The organism is Beijerinckia sp. 28-YEA-48 (assembly GCF_900104955.1).
Classification (GTDB): domain Bacteria; phylum Pseudomonadota; class Alphaproteobacteria; order Rhizobiales; family Beijerinckiaceae; genus Terripilifer.
Window position 1 is genome coordinate 3,114,272 of sequence record NZ_FNSI01000001.1, and the last position, 17,226, is coordinate 3,131,497.

General features: G+C 63.0%; 16 protein-coding genes. 9 read left to right on the forward strand and 7 right to left on the reverse strand.

The window, feature by feature from the left end; genetic code table 11:
• Positions 1-92: 92 nt before the first annotated feature.
• From BLW50_RS14810 to BLW50_RS14825, 4 genes are all read left to right on the forward strand, one after another.
• Complete coding sequence (locus tag BLW50_RS14810) at positions 93-542, forward strand: MarR family winged helix-turn-helix transcriptional regulator (RefSeq protein WP_139267628.1); 450 nt, start codon at positions 93-95, stop codon at positions 540-542.
• A gap of 76 nt (positions 543-618) precedes the next feature.
• Complete coding sequence (locus BLW50_RS14815) at positions 619-1,956, forward strand: MFS transporter (protein WP_090703888.1); 1,338 nt, start codon at positions 619-621, stop codon at positions 1,954-1,956.
• Entirely contained in the window at positions 1,953-3,050 is a 1,098-nt protein-coding gene (locus tag BLW50_RS14820; RefSeq protein ID WP_090703893.1) for an LLM class flavin-dependent oxidoreductase, read from the forward strand. The genes BLW50_RS14815 and BLW50_RS14820 overlap by 4 nt, the downstream gene beginning before the upstream one ends.
• Before the next feature lie 10 nt (positions 3,051-3,060).
• On the forward strand, positions 3,061-3,573 hold the full coding sequence (locus BLW50_RS14825; protein ID WP_090703897.1) for an alpha/beta fold hydrolase: 513 nt from the start codon (positions 3,061-3,063) through the stop codon (positions 3,571-3,573).
• 73 nt (positions 3,574-3,646) lie between these two features.
• Here BLW50_RS14825 and smc read toward each other — a convergent pair whose 3' ends face one another.
• The 3 genes from smc to BLW50_RS14840 form a co-directional block, all read right to left on the reverse strand.
• Positions 3,647-7,105 (reverse strand): chromosome segregation protein SMC, encoded by a 3,459-nt coding sequence (gene smc, locus BLW50_RS14830; protein WP_090703901.1) that lies wholly within the window; start codon positions 7,103-7,105, stop codon positions 3,647-3,649.
• Between the two features lie 301 nt (positions 7,106-7,406).
• Positions 7,407-8,066 (reverse strand): DsbA family protein, encoded by a 660-nt coding sequence (locus BLW50_RS14835; RefSeq protein ID WP_090709161.1) that lies wholly within the window; start codon positions 8,064-8,066, stop codon positions 7,407-7,409.
• A gap of 179 nt (positions 8,067-8,245) precedes the next feature.
• Positions 8,246-8,761, reverse strand: coding sequence for a DUF721 domain-containing protein (locus BLW50_RS14840; protein WP_090703903.1), 516 nt, complete (start codon positions 8,759-8,761; stop codon positions 8,246-8,248).
• A 167-nt stretch (positions 8,762-8,928) separates the two neighbouring features.
• On the opposite strand from BLW50_RS14840, the gene BLW50_RS14845 reads away from it, so the two are divergent.
• Genes BLW50_RS14845 through BLW50_RS14860 form a run of 4 tightly spaced genes read left to right on the forward strand, consistent with a single transcriptional unit; the run spans position 8,929 to position 11,580 of the window.
• Positions 8,929-9,888, forward strand: a complete 960-nt coding sequence (locus BLW50_RS14845; RefSeq protein ID WP_090703906.1) for a metallophosphoesterase family protein — start codon at positions 8,929-8,931, stop codon at positions 9,886-9,888.
• Between the two features lie 26 nt (positions 9,889-9,914).
• Entirely contained in the window at positions 9,915-10,250 is a 336-nt protein-coding gene (locus tag BLW50_RS14850; RefSeq protein ID WP_090703909.1) for a cupredoxin domain-containing protein, read from the forward strand.
• A 50-nt stretch (positions 10,251-10,300) separates the two neighbouring features.
• Positions 10,301-10,807 (forward strand): sigma-70 family RNA polymerase sigma factor, encoded by a 507-nt coding sequence (locus BLW50_RS14855; protein WP_280141497.1) that lies wholly within the window; start codon positions 10,301-10,303, stop codon positions 10,805-10,807.
• On the forward strand, positions 10,804-11,580 hold the full coding sequence (locus tag BLW50_RS14860) for an anti-sigma factor family protein (protein ID WP_090703916.1): 777 nt from the start codon (positions 10,804-10,806) through the stop codon (positions 11,578-11,580). The genes BLW50_RS14855 and BLW50_RS14860 overlap by 4 nt, the downstream gene beginning before the upstream one ends.
• A 14-nt stretch (positions 11,581-11,594) precedes the next feature.
• Here BLW50_RS14860 and BLW50_RS14865 read toward each other — a convergent pair whose 3' ends face one another.
• Together BLW50_RS14865 and BLW50_RS14870 are read right to left on the reverse strand one after the other, a co-directional pair.
• A complete protein-coding gene (locus BLW50_RS14865) occupies positions 11,595-12,053 on the reverse strand; it encodes a VOC family protein (protein ID WP_090703919.1) in 459 nt (152 codons plus the stop codon).
• Between the two features lie 36 nt (positions 12,054-12,089).
• Complete coding sequence (locus BLW50_RS14870) at positions 12,090-12,797, reverse strand: isochorismatase family protein (RefSeq protein ID WP_090703924.1); 708 nt, start codon at positions 12,795-12,797, stop codon at positions 12,090-12,092.
• Positions 12,798-12,857: 60 nt separating this feature from the next.
• Here BLW50_RS14870 and mutY point away from each other — a divergent pair, with 60 nt between their 5' ends.
• Positions 12,858-13,934, forward strand: a complete 1,077-nt coding sequence (mutY, locus tag BLW50_RS14875) for an A/G-specific adenine glycosylase (RefSeq protein ID WP_090703926.1) — start codon at positions 12,858-12,860, stop codon at positions 13,932-13,934.
• Position 13,935: 1 nt separating this feature from the next.
• Here the strand turns inward: mutY and BLW50_RS14880 are convergent, their stop codons facing one another.
• Together BLW50_RS14880 and BLW50_RS14885 are read right to left on the reverse strand one after the other, a co-directional pair.
• Entirely contained in the window at positions 13,936-14,970 is a 1,035-nt protein-coding gene (locus tag BLW50_RS14880; protein WP_090703930.1) for a Bug family tripartite tricarboxylate transporter substrate binding protein, read from the reverse strand.
• A 164-nt stretch (positions 14,971-15,134) separates the two neighbouring features.
• A complete protein-coding gene (locus BLW50_RS14885; RefSeq protein WP_244544253.1) occupies positions 15,135-17,006 on the reverse strand; it encodes a thiamine pyrophosphate-binding protein in 1,872 nt (623 codons plus the stop codon).
• Positions 17,007-17,226: the final 220 nt, after the last annotated feature.

The following is a 17,226-nucleotide window of genomic DNA, read 5'->3' on the forward strand; positions in this document are numbered from 1 at the left end:
ATGAAAAGCCGCGCCCAATGGCCTAAGCAGCGGATGAAGCACGCAAGCCAGTTCTGGCGCGAAGGGACGAAACAGCCTTGGAATCACAGACCATGCGCCCGCTCTACGATCTGCCTGGACATCTGGTGCGGCGGCTGCAGCAAGTCACCCAGAATATCTATGAAAGCGAGGCGAAATCCTTTGGCGTGACCCACGCCCAGTTCGCCATCCTGCAAACGGTCCAGCTCATGCCTGGGCTCGAACAACGGGAGATCGCGGCGGCGGCCGGCTACGATTCGGTGACGGCCAGCCACATCATCCGCAAACTCGAGACCATGAAGATGCTTCGCCGAGACAAGGGCAGCCGCTCCCGCCGTGGCCACTCGCTCCACCTGACGGCGGCGGGCGCCGAAAAGCTCGAACAGATGCTGCCGGCCCTGACCCGGGTGCAGGAACGCGTCATCGAGCGCCTGCCCGCAGACAAGCGGGACCTGTTCCTTGAGCTGCTTTCGGAGATCGCCGGGGTGGAAAATTCCTATTGGAATTCCGCGGCTCAAAAATAAGTGCACTAATTATTGACAGATCGAAGCTGACCCGGCACATTCCCTCGGCATAATCGCCAAGTCCGGGGAGGACGCCATGGATATTGAGGCTGGGCGCGTCACCGCGCGTTCGACTGCGCCCGCGTCCTCTTTCCGCCTCTGGTACATGGCGGCGATCCTCTGCCTGACCAATGCGGTCTCCTTCGTCGACCGGCAGTCGTTGCCGCTACTGATCAACCAGATCAAAGGCGACTTCGAGATCAACGATACGCAAGTGAGCCTGCTGGTCGGCTTCGCCTTCATCCTGACCTATGCGGGCCTGTCGATTCCCGCCGGCATTCTGGTGGACCGCTTCAGCCGCCGGGCCGTGCTGTCGGCCGGCATTGGCTTCTGGTCGGCCTCGACCATGTTCTGCTCTTTCGCCACGAGCTATTGGATGATGTTCGTCGGACGACTGGGCATTGGCGCGGGCGAATCGGTTGTCGGGCCTGGCGCTGCGTCCATCATTCGCGACGCCTTCGCGCCCGATCAGCGCGGCCGCGCCGTCGCCATCTGGGCGATGGGGGCCAATATCGGCGCCGCCGCCGCTTTATTGCTTGGCGGCCTCATCCTGCGCGCCGTCGGCGATGCGCCTTCCATCACCCTGCCACTGTTTGGCACCGTGCGCTCCTGGCAGGTGGTGCTGTTTGGCTGCGCGCTGATCACCATGCCCGTCGCGCTGCTTGTCCTGACTTTCCGTGAGCCACCCCGCACCGGTACGATGACGCCCGAGCGTAGCGGCATGGGCGCTGCCATCGCTTTCATGGCCCAGCGTTGGAAAGTCTTTGCGTTGGTCTTCCTGGTCAACGGTCTCACCATCATCATGACTGTGCCGCATGGGATCTGGGCGCCGGCTATGTTCGAGCGCGTGTGGAAACTGTCGCGCCCCGAGATCGCTTTCACGCTCGGCATCATGACCCTGGTCTTCGGCGCATCGAGCCAGTTCATCGCCGGCACCGTGCTTGACCGGCTTGAGCGCGCCGGCGTCGCCAATCCCGTGCCGCTCTTTGGCATCATCGTCTGCGTGCTGGCCTTTCTGCCGGGCGTCTACATGCCGCTCGCGCCGAACGTGACAACGGCCTGGGTGCTACAGGCGATCTACATGCTGATCGCCACGTCGCTCTTCACGATCGGCACGGCCTTCATCACGCGCCTCGCCCCGCCTGAAATGGCCGGCAAGATCACCTCGCTGCATTTTCTTTGGATGGGTCTGATCGGCACACTCGTCGGCACGACGCTTTATGCGGTGGTGGCCGACACGGTCTACGGCCATGCGGGACCACTCGCCATTGCCTATTCCCTCTCGACCGTCGTCGCCATTCTCACCGTTTTGTCGATTGTCGTTTACCTCCTCCTCATGCTTCTGACACGCAAGGAAAGCGCGAAAAGCCCATGAAAGCTGCCCTCTTCTCCACCTGCAAATATAGCGGGCCGTCACTCGATAAAGGCTGGCCGGTCTCAGGCTCTGTCTACTCCCGCGAGGCGGCGCAAGAGTCGATGCAACAAAGCCTCGATCAGTTTCGCCTTGCCGACGAGATCGGCTTCGATTGGGTGACGGTGGCCGAGCATCACTATGCACCGTTCTCGCTGACGCCCAATCCGATGGTGATGGCCGGCGCGCTGACGCAGGTCATCAAGCGCGCCAAGATCGCGCTGCTCGGCGCCGACATCCCCATTCTCAATCCGGTGCGCGTGGCGGAAGAATTCGCCATGCTCGACACGATGACGGGCGGGCGCGTTGTCGCTGGCATGCTGCGCGGCACGCCCAACGAGTATGTCACCTACAATATCAATCCGGCTGAATCGCGCGCCCGCTTCGAGGAAGCCTTGCAGTTGATCAAAATGGCCTGGACGCAGACCGAGCCCTTCGGCTGGCAGGGCCGCTATTACGAATACCGCACCATTTCGATCTGGCCGCGCTGCGTGCAAGCGCCGCATCCGAAAATCTATATGTCCGGCTCAAGCCCCGAAGCCGGCGAGTTCGCGGCCAAGAACAGGGTCGGTCTCGGCTTCGCCGTCACCACCGTGCCATTGGCCGCGAAAGCCGTCACGCATTATCGGACGCAAGCGGCACGCTATGGCTGGGAGCCGGAACCCGAGGACGTGATTTATCGCGTCGCCGTGCATGTCGGCGAAAACGACGATCAGGCATTGGAAGATTTTGTCGAGGCGACGAAGACCGGCGCGCGCACTGGCCTCACCATGGCCAATCGCGGGCTCGAAAGCGCCATCGCCGAGACCGGCTATTATGGCCGCGACGCCGACATGCAGCGCCAGCGGTTGATGCCGCGCAGCTTGCAGGAGCGCATCGATCAGGGCCAGATCCTGCTCGGCGGGCCGGAGACGGTGTTGAAGCAGATCGAGAGCATCAAGCGCGAACTGGGCGCTGGGGTGATCGATCTGACCGTGGCGCATCAGATGGGCGCCAAAACCATCCGCAGCATCGAACTGCTCGGCGAAAAAGTGCTGCCGCGCATCCGGCATTGGTGAGGAAACGACGATGGACACGACCGTAAACGCGACTTCATCCGCCAGCACGCCCCTGCTCTGCTTCGGCTTCGCCGATGCTGCCGCCTCGCCGGCGCTGAAACTGATCGCCGCCGGACGAACGGTGGTATCGGGGGCGGGCAGCGATCAGGCAGCGACCTCCGCGATCATCGCCAAGGGTGCCGCTTGTGGCGAAGCTCTGTCCTTCGCCGCGCAATATGCCGGCATCGTCGAGTCGGTCATTTTGATCGCCCCTGATGATGCGGCAGCCCAGCGTGCCGCGGCGCTTGCCGACGACTGCAAGGCGCAGGTTCTGGCTCTCGCAGGCACGCGCGATGCCGAAAGCGATGCCGCCGCCACCGCAATCAAGAAGGCGCTGCCCACCTGCCATCTCGTCTATGTCTTCGATACCGGCAAGGACATGGACGAGGAGCGACCGGAGGCGCTGGCGAAAGTGGCGCGGGATTTTCTGACCCGTCGCGACAAATTCCTCGTCAGCAATGCGGACGGACGGATTACGCCCTAGCGAACCGCTGAAAACGAAAAAGCCGTCGCCCGAACAGGCGACGGCTTTTTTTGTAGCGCAGAAGCAGCGGAGATTATTCCGCCGCCACCATCACTTCGGCTTCCGCCAGATCGACGCTGACGAGCTGCGACACGCCGCGTTCCGCCATCGTCACGCCGAACAGCCGGTCCATGCGGGCCATGGTGATCGGGTTGTGGGTGATGGTGATGAAGCGCGTGTCGGTCTTCTTGCGCATTTCAGCGAGCAGATCGCAGAACCGCTCGACGTTGGAATCGTCCAGCGGCGCGTCCACTTCGTCGAGCACGCAGATCGGCGACGGATTGGTGAGGAACACCGCGAAGATCAGCGACATCGCCGTCAGCGCCTGCTCACCACCCGACAGCAAGGTCATGGTCGTCGGCTTCTTGCCCGGCGGACGCGCCATGATTTCGAGGCCGGCCTCGAGCGGATCGTCGGATTCGATCAGCTGCAATTCCGCCGCGCCACCGCCGAACAGGCTCGTGAACAAATCCTTGAAGTGGTTGTTGACGATATCGAAGGCGGCGACCAGACGCTCGCGGCCTTCCTTGTTCAAGCTTTGGATAGCGGTGCGGAGCTTGCGGATCGCTTCGGTCAGATCATCGCGTTCGCTGGTCAGCGAGTCGCGGCGGCCTTCGATATCGCCCAGTTCGTCGTCCGCACGCAGGTTGACGGCGCCGAGACGTTCGCGATCCTGCTTCAGCTCTTCGAGCTTGCGCTCGACATCGGCGCTCTCTGGCAGTGCGTCGTCGGGCCCGACGCCGGCGAGAGCCGCCACCGCATGGGGCTCGCATTCCAGGTCGGTGGCGATGCTGTGGACGATGTCCTGGTGGCGCTGGCGCAAAGCTTCGACGCGCGCCTCCGAACGGGCGCGCTCTTCGCGCACCGCCGACATCGCATCGAGCGCCATGCGCGCCAGGCGATCGCTGTCGGTCAAGCGCGTTTCGGCTTCCGTCCGCTTGTCGGAGGCAAGCTTGCGCGCCCCTTCCGCCTTGTCGACTTCGCCGATGAGAGCGCGGCGACGTTCAAGGAAGAGTTCCGGCGCTTCCGCCAGAGTTTCCAATTCCTCGCGCGCTTCGGCGATGCGTTCTTCGTAATCGGTGATCTGGCCGGTGGCGCGGTTGCGCCGCTCGTCCCAGGACTGACGCTCGTTGTTGATCGCCATCAGGCGCTGCTGGCGCACCTGCGCCTCGCGCGCCAGAGACTGCACGGCAGCGCGCGCTTCCGCCGTTTCGGCGCGCGCGTGGGCGGCCGATGCACGGGCCCGATCGAGCTTGCCGGTCAGCTGCAGGGTCGGCGTCAAGGTTTCGAGCGCGGTCTGCGCTTCGGTATTCTTGGCCAGGGCTTCGTCGCGGCTCTGGGTCAGGCGATTGGAGGCTTCCTCCAGCGCCGAAACGCGCGCGCCCGATTGAGCCCGCTTACGCTCGGCCGCATTGAGGGCTTCACGCGCTTCGCCGACAACCCGCTGAGCATTGCGGGCATCGTTGCGGGTCTGGGTCTCCGCCATGGCGGCGACGCGAACGCGCTCGACCATCTGGTCGGCCTGGGCCTTCAAACCGTCGGCGACGCGGCGGGCCTCTTCGGCTTCGCGGGTCAGATCGCCAAGGCGGTTGCGTTCCACCAGGCGGCGGGCGGCCGGGGTCGGCGCTTCGGCGGCGGCGACAAAGCCGTCCCAACGCCACAGGTCGCCTTCTTTCGATACCAGGCGCTGGCCCGGCTTCAGCAGTTTCTGCAGCTGCGCGCCTTCGGTGCGCACGACAACGCCGATCTGGTTCAAGCGGCGGGCCAGTTGCGTCGGTGCGGTGACCAGTTTGGCCAGCGACTCGACACCCGGCGGCAGCGGCGCGTCTTGGGTGTGATCGCCGAGCAGCGACCAATGGGCCGGCGCGGAGGCGTTGACCGAGGCATCGAGATCATCGCCGAGCGCGGCGCCAAGTGCTGCTTCATAGCCCTTGGCGACGTTGATTTCGTCGACGACCGGCGGCCACAGATCGCTCTCGGCGGTGGCCAGCAGTTTCGACAGGGTACGCACTTCGGTTTCGAGCCGGTGCGCCTTGCGATCGGCATCGGCCAGCGGCGTGCGCGCCTCGGATTCGGCGGCGCGCGTCTCGCTATGGACACCTTCGGCTTCCAACGCCGCTTCTTCGGCGGCCGACAGAGCTTCCTGAGCCCCCTCGAGCGCTTCGGCGAGTGCCGCGAATTCATCTTCGGCGACGCCGGCCGCCCGCAGGGTTTCGAGTTCGGCCGCGACCTGCGCCAGTTCTCTTTCGAACCGCTGCAGGCGTTGGGCGTCGTCGTTGAGCGCCTGTTGCAGGGCGTTGCGGCGGGCATTGATGTCGGACAGCGCGGCCTGCGCCTCGCCCAGGGTCGTTTCCGTCTCGGCCAGGCGGCCTTCGGCGTCGGCGAGTTTTTCCTTCGCCTCGTATTCCATGTCGCCGGCTGTCTCGGTCGCCTGATCGAGATCGCTGACCTCAGCATCGAGACGGCCCAAAACGCCAGCGGCGTCGTCGATCAGCGCCTTCTCGCGCGCCATGTCTTTTTCGAGCTGCGCCTGGCGCCGTTCGAGTTCGACAACACGCTGCTTGGCGCGCTCTTCCTCGCCCTCGAGCTGTTCGCGCGCCAGGATGAGGCGCTGCAAAGCCGCGCCGGCCTTGGCTTCCTCGTCGCGTAGCGGCGGCAATTCATAGGCGGCGATGGCCTGGAGACGCGCCGCTTCCGCCTGGTGGCGGGTGCGCTCCTCGACCTCACGGGTGTCGGCTTCGAGCTTGCTCTCGGCTTCGCCCATGTTCCGGGTCACGTCGCGGTGGGCGATATGCAGCAGCAGCGCTTCAGAGCGCCTGATTTCGGCGGCGAGGCCCTTATAGCGGGTCGCCTGACGCGCCTGACGCTTGAGGCTGTCGACTTGCGAGTCGAGCTGCTTCATCACGTCTTCAAGGCGGTTGAGATTGTCTTCGGCGCCCTTCAGGCGCAGTTCCGCCTCGTGGCGGCGGGAATGCAGACCGGCGACACCGGCGGCATCTTCAAGGATGCGGCGGCGCTGCTGCGGCTTGGCGGAAATGATCTCGCCGATCATGCCCTGGCGCACCATGGCCGGTGAGCGGGCGCCGGTGGCGGCGTCGGCGAACAGCAACTGCACGTCGCGGGCGCGCACTTCCTTGCCGTTGAAGCGATAGGTCGAGCCGGACTCACGCTCAATGCGGCGCGAGATTTCGAGCAGATCGGCGTCGTTGAAGGCGGCCGGCGCGGAGCGGTCGGCGTTGTCGAGGACCAGCATCACCTCGGCGGTGTTGCGCGACGGCCGGTTGCCGGAGCCCGAGAAAATGACGTCGTCCATGCCGGAGGCGCGCATGGATTTGTAGGAATTTTCACCCATCACCCAGCGCAACGCTTCGACAAGATTGGACTTGCCGCAACCGTTCGGGCCGACCACGCCGGTCAGGCCGGGTTCGATGACGAAATCCGTCGGCTCACAAAAGCTCTTAAACCCTGTGAGCCGCAGCCGATTGAACTTCATACGCCTCGTTCCTTACGCAAATCCGGGTCTTCCTCCCGATCTGGCTGCCTTCCAAAGGAGGCGGCACGACCAGGGCAGGATCGCCCCCTGCCTGTCCGTCGAACGATTCGGCCCCAGGGAGCATCCCTGTCCCTAAGCCGTCATAAAGGCTCGTAACAGGCAAGTCGCAGCCTCTGATTCGGGCCAATTTCCTGTGAGAAAAGCCGTTTGAAGCCTGCGGCGCAGGAACCTAGGGCAAATCGCGTTTCTCTCGAAGCGCGATTTGACCCAGGATTTTGGCTTTTTCGCCTCTCAGGGCTTCTCAGCTTTTCAGAGAGGGAAGAATGAGCTTTTCCATCTCTTCCAGGGAAACCGCGCCGACGAGACGGGTGCCGTTGACGAAGAAGGTCGGCGTCGAATTGACGGTGAATTTCTCCGCCCCCATGTCGCGCACCTTGCCGACATTGTCATAAAGCGCCTGGTCTTTCAGGCAGCTTTCGAAGGTTTCCTGGGACATGCCGGTCTGGCGCATCAGGGTCATCAGGCCCTGCAGGGGCTTATCCGACATCGCCCAATTCTTCTGCTGCGACAGCAGCAGACCGACCACCGCGTCGCGCTTGTCGTCGCCAGAGCAGCGCGCCAGCATGAAACCAGCCTGTGCCAGCGGGTCGAACGGGAATTCGCGCAGGGTGAAGCGCACCTTGCCGGTGTCGATGTACTTGGTTTTCAACTCTTTATAGGTCGTCTCATGGAAATGCGCGCAATGCGAGCAAGTCGCCGACGCATATTCGATGATGGTGACCGGGGCCTTTTCATCGCCCTGCCAGATGTCCGGCAGCGCGCCGGGCTTCATCAGCTCAGCCACGGGCACATTTTGCGCGAAGGCCGCCGAAGGAAGCAGGCTCGCGGCGAGAAGCGCGGCCGAACCAGCTGCGGCGCCCCCAAGGACCTGACGGCGGGTTTTGCGAAGTGTGACAGACATGAACTGGACCATTCCTGTGAAACGGGAGAGCCGAACCGGCCATAGCGTTTTGCAAAGAGCAAAGGCGCGTCAGACCTGACGATTAGGGCAAAATGCGGTTCTAAGGAAACGCGTTTGCTCTAAGCGTCGAATGTGGCAAGCCGGCGACCTGCCAGCAAGGCAAACTTATAGACTTTTTCTCACGTTTTCGCGCGTTGCGGTTGAAAAACCCGGGACCCCAGTCGGTTCAGCGCCCCGCGCAGGTCCTCATCATCAATCCCCTGGGTCACGACCGCGGCACGCTGCTGCTCCACCGCGCTGGGGGGCACCACCTTCTTGCGGGCCGTGGTTTGCCGATGAATCGGCCCCTGTTTCAAGACCACCCGGCCGATGCAGCGCCAGCCCAGGCGCGCATTGACCCGCTCCACCAGAAGGGGGGCGACGTGCTGGAATTCGAGCGCGAAAGCGCCTTCGACCCGCAAGACCAGACTGGCCGGCTCTGGCTGCGCATCCGGAGCGCGGCCAGGCGGGCGCACCGGCCATTGCAGGCGCAGCGGCTCGCTCACCGCCGCCAGCCGAGGGCCGGCGATCTGCGGCCAGTGCAGCAGGATATCGGCCTCGCCAAAGCCCTGTTTCGCCACGACCGGATTGATCGCCTTGGCGATGAATTCGCCGAGCGGACGGGGGAAATTGCGTTTGCGAGGTGGGGAGGCCATGGCGAAAGATAGCAGGTTGGAGACGTAAAGTCGTGGGCGCCCCTCTAAGGCTCCCAACGCCTGCGCGCAAATGCGCCGGAAAAAATTTGGCGCGGAACGGGAATAAACCGACCTCACACTGAGTCTTCTCCTTGTCGCCCCGTGCGGCACTCTCTTGGAGAAGACCCATGACGAAGGACAACAACCCCATCGACACGCCCATCGATCGCCGCGGCGCGCTCGAATGCATGGTGTGGGCTGGCACCGGCCTGCTTTGGACGATTGCCGGTGGCGTTCCACAGACGTCGTCCCTGCTCGGCGTCGGTACCGCACACGCACAAGCGGCGACGGGCTTCAGCTTCCTGCAAATTTCCGACAGCCATATTGGCTTCAAGCAAGCGGCCAATCCCAATCCGCTCGCGACCCTGCAAGAGGCGATCGGCAAAATCGACGGCATCGCGGCCAAGCCGGCGTTCATGATCCACACCGGCGATATCTCACATCTGTCGAAACCCGAAGAATTCGACGACGCCGAAAAGGTGATCACCAACGCCAGGCTCGACGTGCATTACGTGCCGGGCGAACACGACATCATCGATGAGGGACGCGGCGCACTCTATCTGGAACGCTTTGGCAAGAAGCAACAGGCCCAGGGAAGCGGCTGGTATGCGTTCGATCATGAGGGTGTGCACTTCATCGGGCTCGTCAATGTCGCCGATCTCAAGGCCGGAGGCATGGGTGCGCTCGGCGCCGCGCAAATCGCCTGGCTTGCCGACGATCTAAAGACCAAGGCCAGTTCGACACCACTCGTGATCTTCGCGCACATCCCGCTTTGGACCGTCTATACCGATTGGGGCTGGGGCACCGACGATGCGGCGCAGGCGCTGGCGCTCGTCAAGCGATTTGGATCGGTGACGGTGCTGAACGGCCACATTCACCAGATCATGCAGAAGGTCGAAGGCGCGGTGACGTTTCATACCGCCCGCTCAACCGCTTTTCCGCAGCCAGCACCGGGAACCGCGCCATCGCCCGGCCCGATGAAAGTGGCCGATGATCGGCTCCGCAGTGTGCTGGGAATCGCATCGATCGCTGTCAAACGCGGCACCCAACCGCTTGCCATCATCGACAGTGAATTGGTGAAGGCCTGATCGGCTCTGGCACGCGGAGACATGACATGACGATAGATATCGATCGCCGCCGCTTGTGCGCGGCAGGCGCGGCCCTTGTTCTGGCATTGCTGCCACAGCAGGTGCGGGCCGAGGGCGCAACCGTGAAGATCGAAAATTTCTCCTTCACCCCTGAAACCCTCAACATCAAGCCCGGCACCGTCGTGACCTGGAGCAATGACGACGACATTCCCCATTCGATCGTCACGACGAATGGAAAGCTCCACTCGCGCGCCCTCGACACAGCCGACACGTTCAGTTTCACATTCGCCGAACCCGGCACCTACGATTACTTTTGCGGCTTGCATCCCCATATGAAGGGGAGGATCATCGTGGCACCGTGAGAGGAACGCATGCCTCCTGTGCACACGTGACCCATGAGAGTCGCAGCCGCTTGTTCAACGAGGTGGTGATGCCCCACCTCGACGACGCTTTTGTTTTTGCGCGCTGGCTGACCGGCAATCCAACGGATGCGGAGGACGTGGTGCAGGAGGCGTGTCTGCGGGCTTTCAACGGCGTCGAGCACTTTAGCGGAGGCAATGCACGCGCCTGGCTGTTTTCGATCGTCCGCAACACGACATTTACCTGGCTCGCGCGCAACCGGCCAAAAACGCTTGTCCTGAGCGATGATCTGGAAGCCCTCGAGCGCACCACAGCGGCCGCGCCCGAAACCGCAACCCCGGAAGCAGAGATGATCGCACGCGCCGATGAAGCCCTTCTACAGGCGGCGATCGCCGACCTGCCCACCCCCTTTCGCGAGGCGCTGGTCCTGCGCGAATTCAACGGTCTGAGCTATCGCGAGATCGCCGACATCATCGATATTCCGGTCGGCACCGTGATGTCGCGCCTGGCGCGCGCCCGCACCTGGCTGATCGCGCGGATCGGAAAGGACCTGTCATGAGCGACGCGCCTCTTGATCCGCGCTTGATCCTGCAAGCGGCCATCGACGGAGAGCTGGATGCCGCCGGCCAAGCCACCTTAGAACAACGGCTTGCCGACGACCCTGATCTCGCCGCCGAATACGCCCGCCACATGGCACTCCGGCGCGTGCTGCGGGCGCAGATCACGCGCGATCACGCCCCGGCAGGGCTGCGGGCTCGGTTGAACACGATGTCCAAGCCGGAGAGCACGCAATCTGCGCGCCCGCCACGCCGCGATTTCATGAAGATGGCTGCGGCCTTGGTCGTCGGCGCGGGCCTTGGCGGCAGCGCCACCTTTCTGGCGCTCGGGCGCCGCACGCCCGGCATTGTCGATGCGTTGATCGCCAGCCATCGGCGCGCACTCCTCGCCGTAACGCCGGTCGACGTTGCCTCGAACGATCGCCATAACGTCCGGCCGTGGTTCGACGCGCGGATCGCGATTTCGCCGCCCGTTCCCGATCTGGCCGCCCAAGGCTTTCCCTTGCTCGGCGGCCGGGTCGATGTGGTGAATGGCGCGCCGGCACCCGTCCTGGTCTACCGCCTCGGCGCCCATGTCGTCAGCGTGGCCGCCATACCTGGCGTCGCGACCGCGGTCCAAGCAACGGCCGATGCCGGCTTTCACGTTCTGCCCTGGCACCATTCCGGCTTCACATTCTGGATGGTGACCGATGCCGACCAGCAGGAATTCGGCCACTTCGCCGAGGCCTTCCAAGCGGCGGTCGCCAACACCCCCAGCGCGTCACCCTCTCGCTAGAGCCTTTTCGATTTTTAGCCGTCGGATTTTCCGACGCGACGATACATGTCCTCGAGAGAAAGATTCTCGATCCGAGACGCGACAATCCAGCGATGGCCGAAGGGATCCTGCAGCCGGGCAACCCGGTCGCCATAGAACTCATTGGAGATCGGTCGCAACAGCTTCATGCCAGCGGCCACCGCGCGTTCCGCCACCTGATCGACATCAGGCACGTAGACGTGCAGCGACACAGGCGAACCACCAAGGGTCTTCGGGCTGACCACGCCATATTCAGGAAATTCGTCGGAGACCGAGAAGCGCGCTTTGCCGATCAGGAACTCGGCATGGCCGAGACGGCCGTCCTGCTCGTCGAAGCGCATGGTAACGACCGCACCGAACGCCTGCTTATAGACTTCGACGGCCTGCGCGCCCTTATCGACGCACAGGCCGGGAATACCGCCACTGTAATCCTCAGGCACCGGATCGATCGCCATCACCGCCCTCCAACGGTTGCAGCACCACGCGCGAGGTTATTCGGCCGCGGTGCGGATGTTGCTGCGTTGTTTCAACAGATCGACCAGCATGGTCGTGTCCATCACGTCGCCGAAGGTCAGATAGATCGACCGCAAGGTGGCGTTGTGCTCGTCGTCATTGTCGGCGGCATTGCCGTCGGACACCATGACAACTTTGTAGTTCATCATCATCGCGTCGCGCGCGCTCGACTCGCAGCAGACATTCGTCACCGTGCCGGTGATCAAAACCGTGTCGACCCCCTGCTCGCGCAGAATCGCATCGAGATCGGACGAACCTTGAATGAAGGCGCTGAAGCGATGTTTCTCGACATAGAGATCCTCAGGCTTGGCATCCATCTCCGGCCACAGCGCATAGCCTTCCGAGCCGCGTTCCAGCGCCGAAAAGCGCATCAGCGCGCGGTCATGGGTCACCATTTTGTGCGCATTGGACCAGGTGATCTTGTCGCCTGACGTGCAGGCCGTCTGAATCCACACGACCACGCCGCCGGTCTCGCGCACGGCCTGCGCCAATTTGTTGATGGCGGGAACGATTTTCGGCGCCATCTGGCACGGCGCATGGGCGACCGGCACCGGCATGAAGGCATTCTGCATATCGATGACGATCAAGGCTGTCTTGGAGGGCGTCAGATCGTCGTGAATATGTTCCTTACCCCGCCGCTTGACCACGCGGTCGACCACCGATTGCGGGATATCGATCTTGTGCATGAATTTTCTCCGCTGGAGCGCCGACTAGCCACTGTATGTGGAAATGCTCTAAAGAATGGCATGGTTCTTCTGGCAAACCCATCGAAAAAAACCCGCCACAATATCGCGGCTGATCTGCTCGCCTGGTATGACGCGCATCGCCGCAAATTGCCGTGGCGCGCGCTGCCGGGCCAACTGCCCGATCCTTATGCGGTGTGGCTGTCGGAAATCATGCTGCAACAAACCACGGTGACGGCAGTTAAGCCCTATTATGAGCACTTTCTGAGCCTTTGGCCTACGGTACGCGCACTCGCTGCCGCGCCGATCGACGACGTGATGAAAGCCTGGGCAGGGCTCGGCTATTACAGCCGCGCGCGCAATCTGCACGCCTGCGCGATCGCCGTCGTCGAACGCCATGACAGCATCTTTCCCGACAGCGAAGAAGCCCTGCGCGCCCTGCCCGGCATTGGCCCTTATACGGCGGCGGCGATCGCTGCTATCGCCTTTGACAAACGCGCCGTCGTCGTCGATGGCAATGTCGAGCGCGTGGTGACGCGCCTCTTTGCCATCGATGCGCCGATGCCCTCGGCCAAACCGCTCATTCGCGCCAAAACCGATACGATCACGCCAGACGCGCGCGCCGGCGATTTCGCGCAAGCGATGATGGATCTCGGCGCGACGATCTGTTCGCCGAAAACGCCAGCCTGCGTGCTGTGCCCGCTGGCCGATGGCTGCATCGCCCGCGCCGAGGGTACGCAGCCGCGTTTCCCGGTGAAAGCCCCCAAGGTGGAGCGGCCGCACCGCACCGGCGCGATTTTCTATACGCGGCGCGCTGACGGCAAAGTGCTGGTGCGTCGCCGCCCCCCGAAGGGGCTGCTCGGCGGCATGCTAGAATTTCCCGGCAGCGAATGGCGCGCCGACTTTCCCCAGGACGAGGCGCTGAACCACGCACCGCTCACGACGAAATGGCGCCGCAAGGTCGGCAGCGCCAACCATGTGTTCACCCATTTCTCCCTAGCCCTGACCGTCTATTACGGCGAAGTGCCGCGCCAGACAGCGGCGCCAGAGGGGGCGCAGTGGATCGAGGAAAGCGAGCTTGCCAGCGAAGCCTTGCCGAGCGTCATGCATAAAGTGATGCAGCACGCGCTCGATTTGTGAGCTAATAGTATTTATCGGCGATGACGTGCTTCACCTCTTGCCGACGTTCAGGTGATAGGCCGTCAAGACTGCGCCGCATCAATTCGGCGATCTCCCCCGGTTCGCCGAAGAGCGCCGGTTGCTGCTGCTTTTCGAAATCTTTAAGCGCCTCAGGATCGGTCAGAATTTCCTTGGTCACCTTGCGCAAGAAGGCGAGTTTTTCCTGATCCATGCCCGGCGGCACGACCAGGATGCGGCCGATCTTGCGAATGTCCTCGCGAAAATCGAGCCACCATTGCGCTTCCGGGTCGAGCTTCGTGGCTTCGTAGATCGTCGGCACGTCGGGCATCAGCCGCGAGCGCTCACGCGCGGTCACCAGGACGCCGCGCAATTGTCCGCCTTGCGAATAACGGGCGGCAGAGTCCTCGACCAGTACCGTGCCGTCGACCTCGCCGCGCACGGCGGCGAGCGCGAAGTCGGCCGACGACTTATAGCCAATCGTGATTTTGCAGTTCAGCTTCAGAGCATGGCACATCACCGCCGACGTGTCGGAGGCCGCGTCCGTTTTGCCGTTGGCGCCGATCTCCAAGGGTTTCGACTGTTTCAAGAGATCGTCGACCTTGTAATAGCTGGACTTGGGATAGACGATCAGTACGCGCGGCGCCGTATTCACGCGCGCCAGCAGACCGTATTTCATCAGATCGAAGCGCAACGCCCCGTCGTCGATAAGCTTGCCAAGAACGGCGCCTTCGCCAGGCGCCAACATGATCGTCAGCCCATCGGGCGGCTGTATCCACACGTGATTCATCGCAATCATCATGCCAGCACCAGGTCGCGAGTCGACGATGACTTTCGCTCCAAGCTTCTTCTCAAGATAGGGCGCCAGCATCCGCGAATAGAGATCGTAGCCGGAGCCCGCCGCACCACCGTTGACCAAGCGAACCGTTTTTCCCTGGTAGAATTCCAGCATCGCGTCTGCCTTGGCCGGGATCGACGCCCAGACACACAGCGCGCACGCAATTAAAATCTTGTGCGATATCCTGCGAACGAGTTCCATCTCCCCCTCCCTGGGTTTCAAGAATTCAATTGACCTCAACGCGCGGCTGAACACCGCGCGCTGCCTGATGGTAAACGAGGTTTGCCCGTTACTCGGGAAGAGGTGCGCACCGAAATCTCACTGCTGAGCCATTCGGTGCGCCACTCGTCCCTAGATAGGTCGGATCAATCCTTGCGCCCTCCCGTATGGCCGCGATTGCCCTCGCCTGGTGCGCCAACGTCAACGCGCGCATCAATGACGTAGACGCCGCCCGCCTTCACCACGGCTTCGCCACGCTTGAGCGCTTCTCGGAAGGCTGCGGCCGATTCCACTGGTCCCTCGCCGTCGAGCCCTTGCGCCTTGGCGAGACCGACAAGATCAATGGTTGGATGCACCATCTCCTGGCCGACGAATTTGTTTTCGACCGGACGGTCGCGGACCACGGCCATACGTTCCTGATGCGCAACGTCATTGTAGTAGACGCGGTTGTTGGCGATCACCACAAGCAGCGGAATGCCCATATGCGCCGCCGTCCAAAAGGCGTTGCAGCCCATGGCGAAGTCACCATCGCCCATGACGGTCATGGGAAACCGTCCGGAATTCTTGATGGCCAACGCCGTGCCGATCGCGTTGGAGGGACCGGCGCCGACACCGCCGCCGCCGTCGATGCCCATGTAGTCAAGCGGATGACGGAAGTTGACCGTGTCCGCTGGCCATCCCAGCGCATAGCCGGCCATCGTCACCTCGCGGGGATCGCAGAATTCGCGCACCACCAGCGCCAGGTCGCGCAGGCTCATCATGCCCTCGGCGCGCGGCGCCGACAGCGGCTTTGCTTGCCGCACCGGCCATTTCGGTTCGGTCTTGGCGCTGTTCCCTCGCAGTCTGCGCACCGCCTCGGTCAGCGGCCGGATCATCTGATCAGGTGTCGACAGGATCTTCAGGTCCACCGGCGGCAGGCCGAAATGATCCATGCTCCAACCGTTATGGAGATAGTCGTCGACGCTGCAGTGAATGACCTTCGCCTCCACCGGCGCATCCTTGCCAAGCGTGAGAATGAAAGTGCCACGCAGGTCGATCCAGTCGAGCGACAGGATGACATCGGCCTCCTTGATGTAGCGTGTGCTCTCGGGCGATGGACGGTGGCGCGGCTCCATGACGTGCAGCGGATGTTCGGTCGGAAAGGACGATGATGTCTTCATGTCCGTGAGCACGGCGCCGCCGATGGCTTCGGCGAGATCGATGCGCGCCTGCCAGTCGCCGAGGCCGCGCGACACGCGTCCCATCAAGATCAGTGGCCGCTTAGCTTCTGCCAGCAATTTGGCGGCGCGCTCGATCGCCTCAGTCGAAGGTGCCGGCGGCTCGCCGGGTGCGAAGCGCTCGAGATCGGGAAATTGAATCTCCTTCTCGAGCTTCGATTCCTGCAGGCCAACGTCGAGGCAGACATAGGTCGGGCCATAAGGTGGCGTCGCGGCGATCTGCCAGGCGCGGGTCAGCGATTCCACGCTGGCGACGGCCGAGCGCGGTTCGTCGTCCCATTTTGTATAGTGTCGGATGAGGGCGCCCTGATCCTTGGCGGTGTGAATCCAGTCGATCCACGGCCGGCGCTCGTCGGCATCGCCCGGTCCCGTCGCGCCCAGTATGACGATCGGATTGCGCGCGCACCACGCGTTGAAGATCGCCATGGTCGCGTGCATCAAGCCGACATTGGAGTGGAGCGCGACCGCCATCGGCTTCTCGGTGACCTTGGCATAGCCCTGAGCGATACCGACCGCGTGTTCTTCGTGCAGGCACACGAGCATTTGCGGATCGCGGTTGCCGAGATAGTTGACGAGGCTGTCGTGCAGGCCACGGTAGGAAGCACCCGGCGTCAATGCAATATAACGCAGGTCGAGCCGCCGGAGCATCTCCGCCATGGCATCCGATGCCCAGCCCATCTGCGCGTTGGACGGGCGCACCAATGTGTCTTTGTCATCGAAACGCGCCGTCGCCAGGGCAACGCCGCTCTTTTGCGATCCCGCTTTGGCGACGTCCTTCAGTGCCGAACCCTTCTGGGCCATGCGTTGTCCTCCCGTCTTTTGTTGTTTTGCCGTCTTTTGTTGTTTTGCGACTGCTTGCCGCAGAATTAGCTACAACAGCCTATCCCAGCGGCGCAAGCCGGGCTTGGATAGCTACTCTCGCATTCATAGCTAAAGACCGCATGCTGTCACGGCATCGAACGCGACATCTGATGCCCATCCGCCAGATTGGGGAGATGCTATGATAGCGGGCCACCAGAAT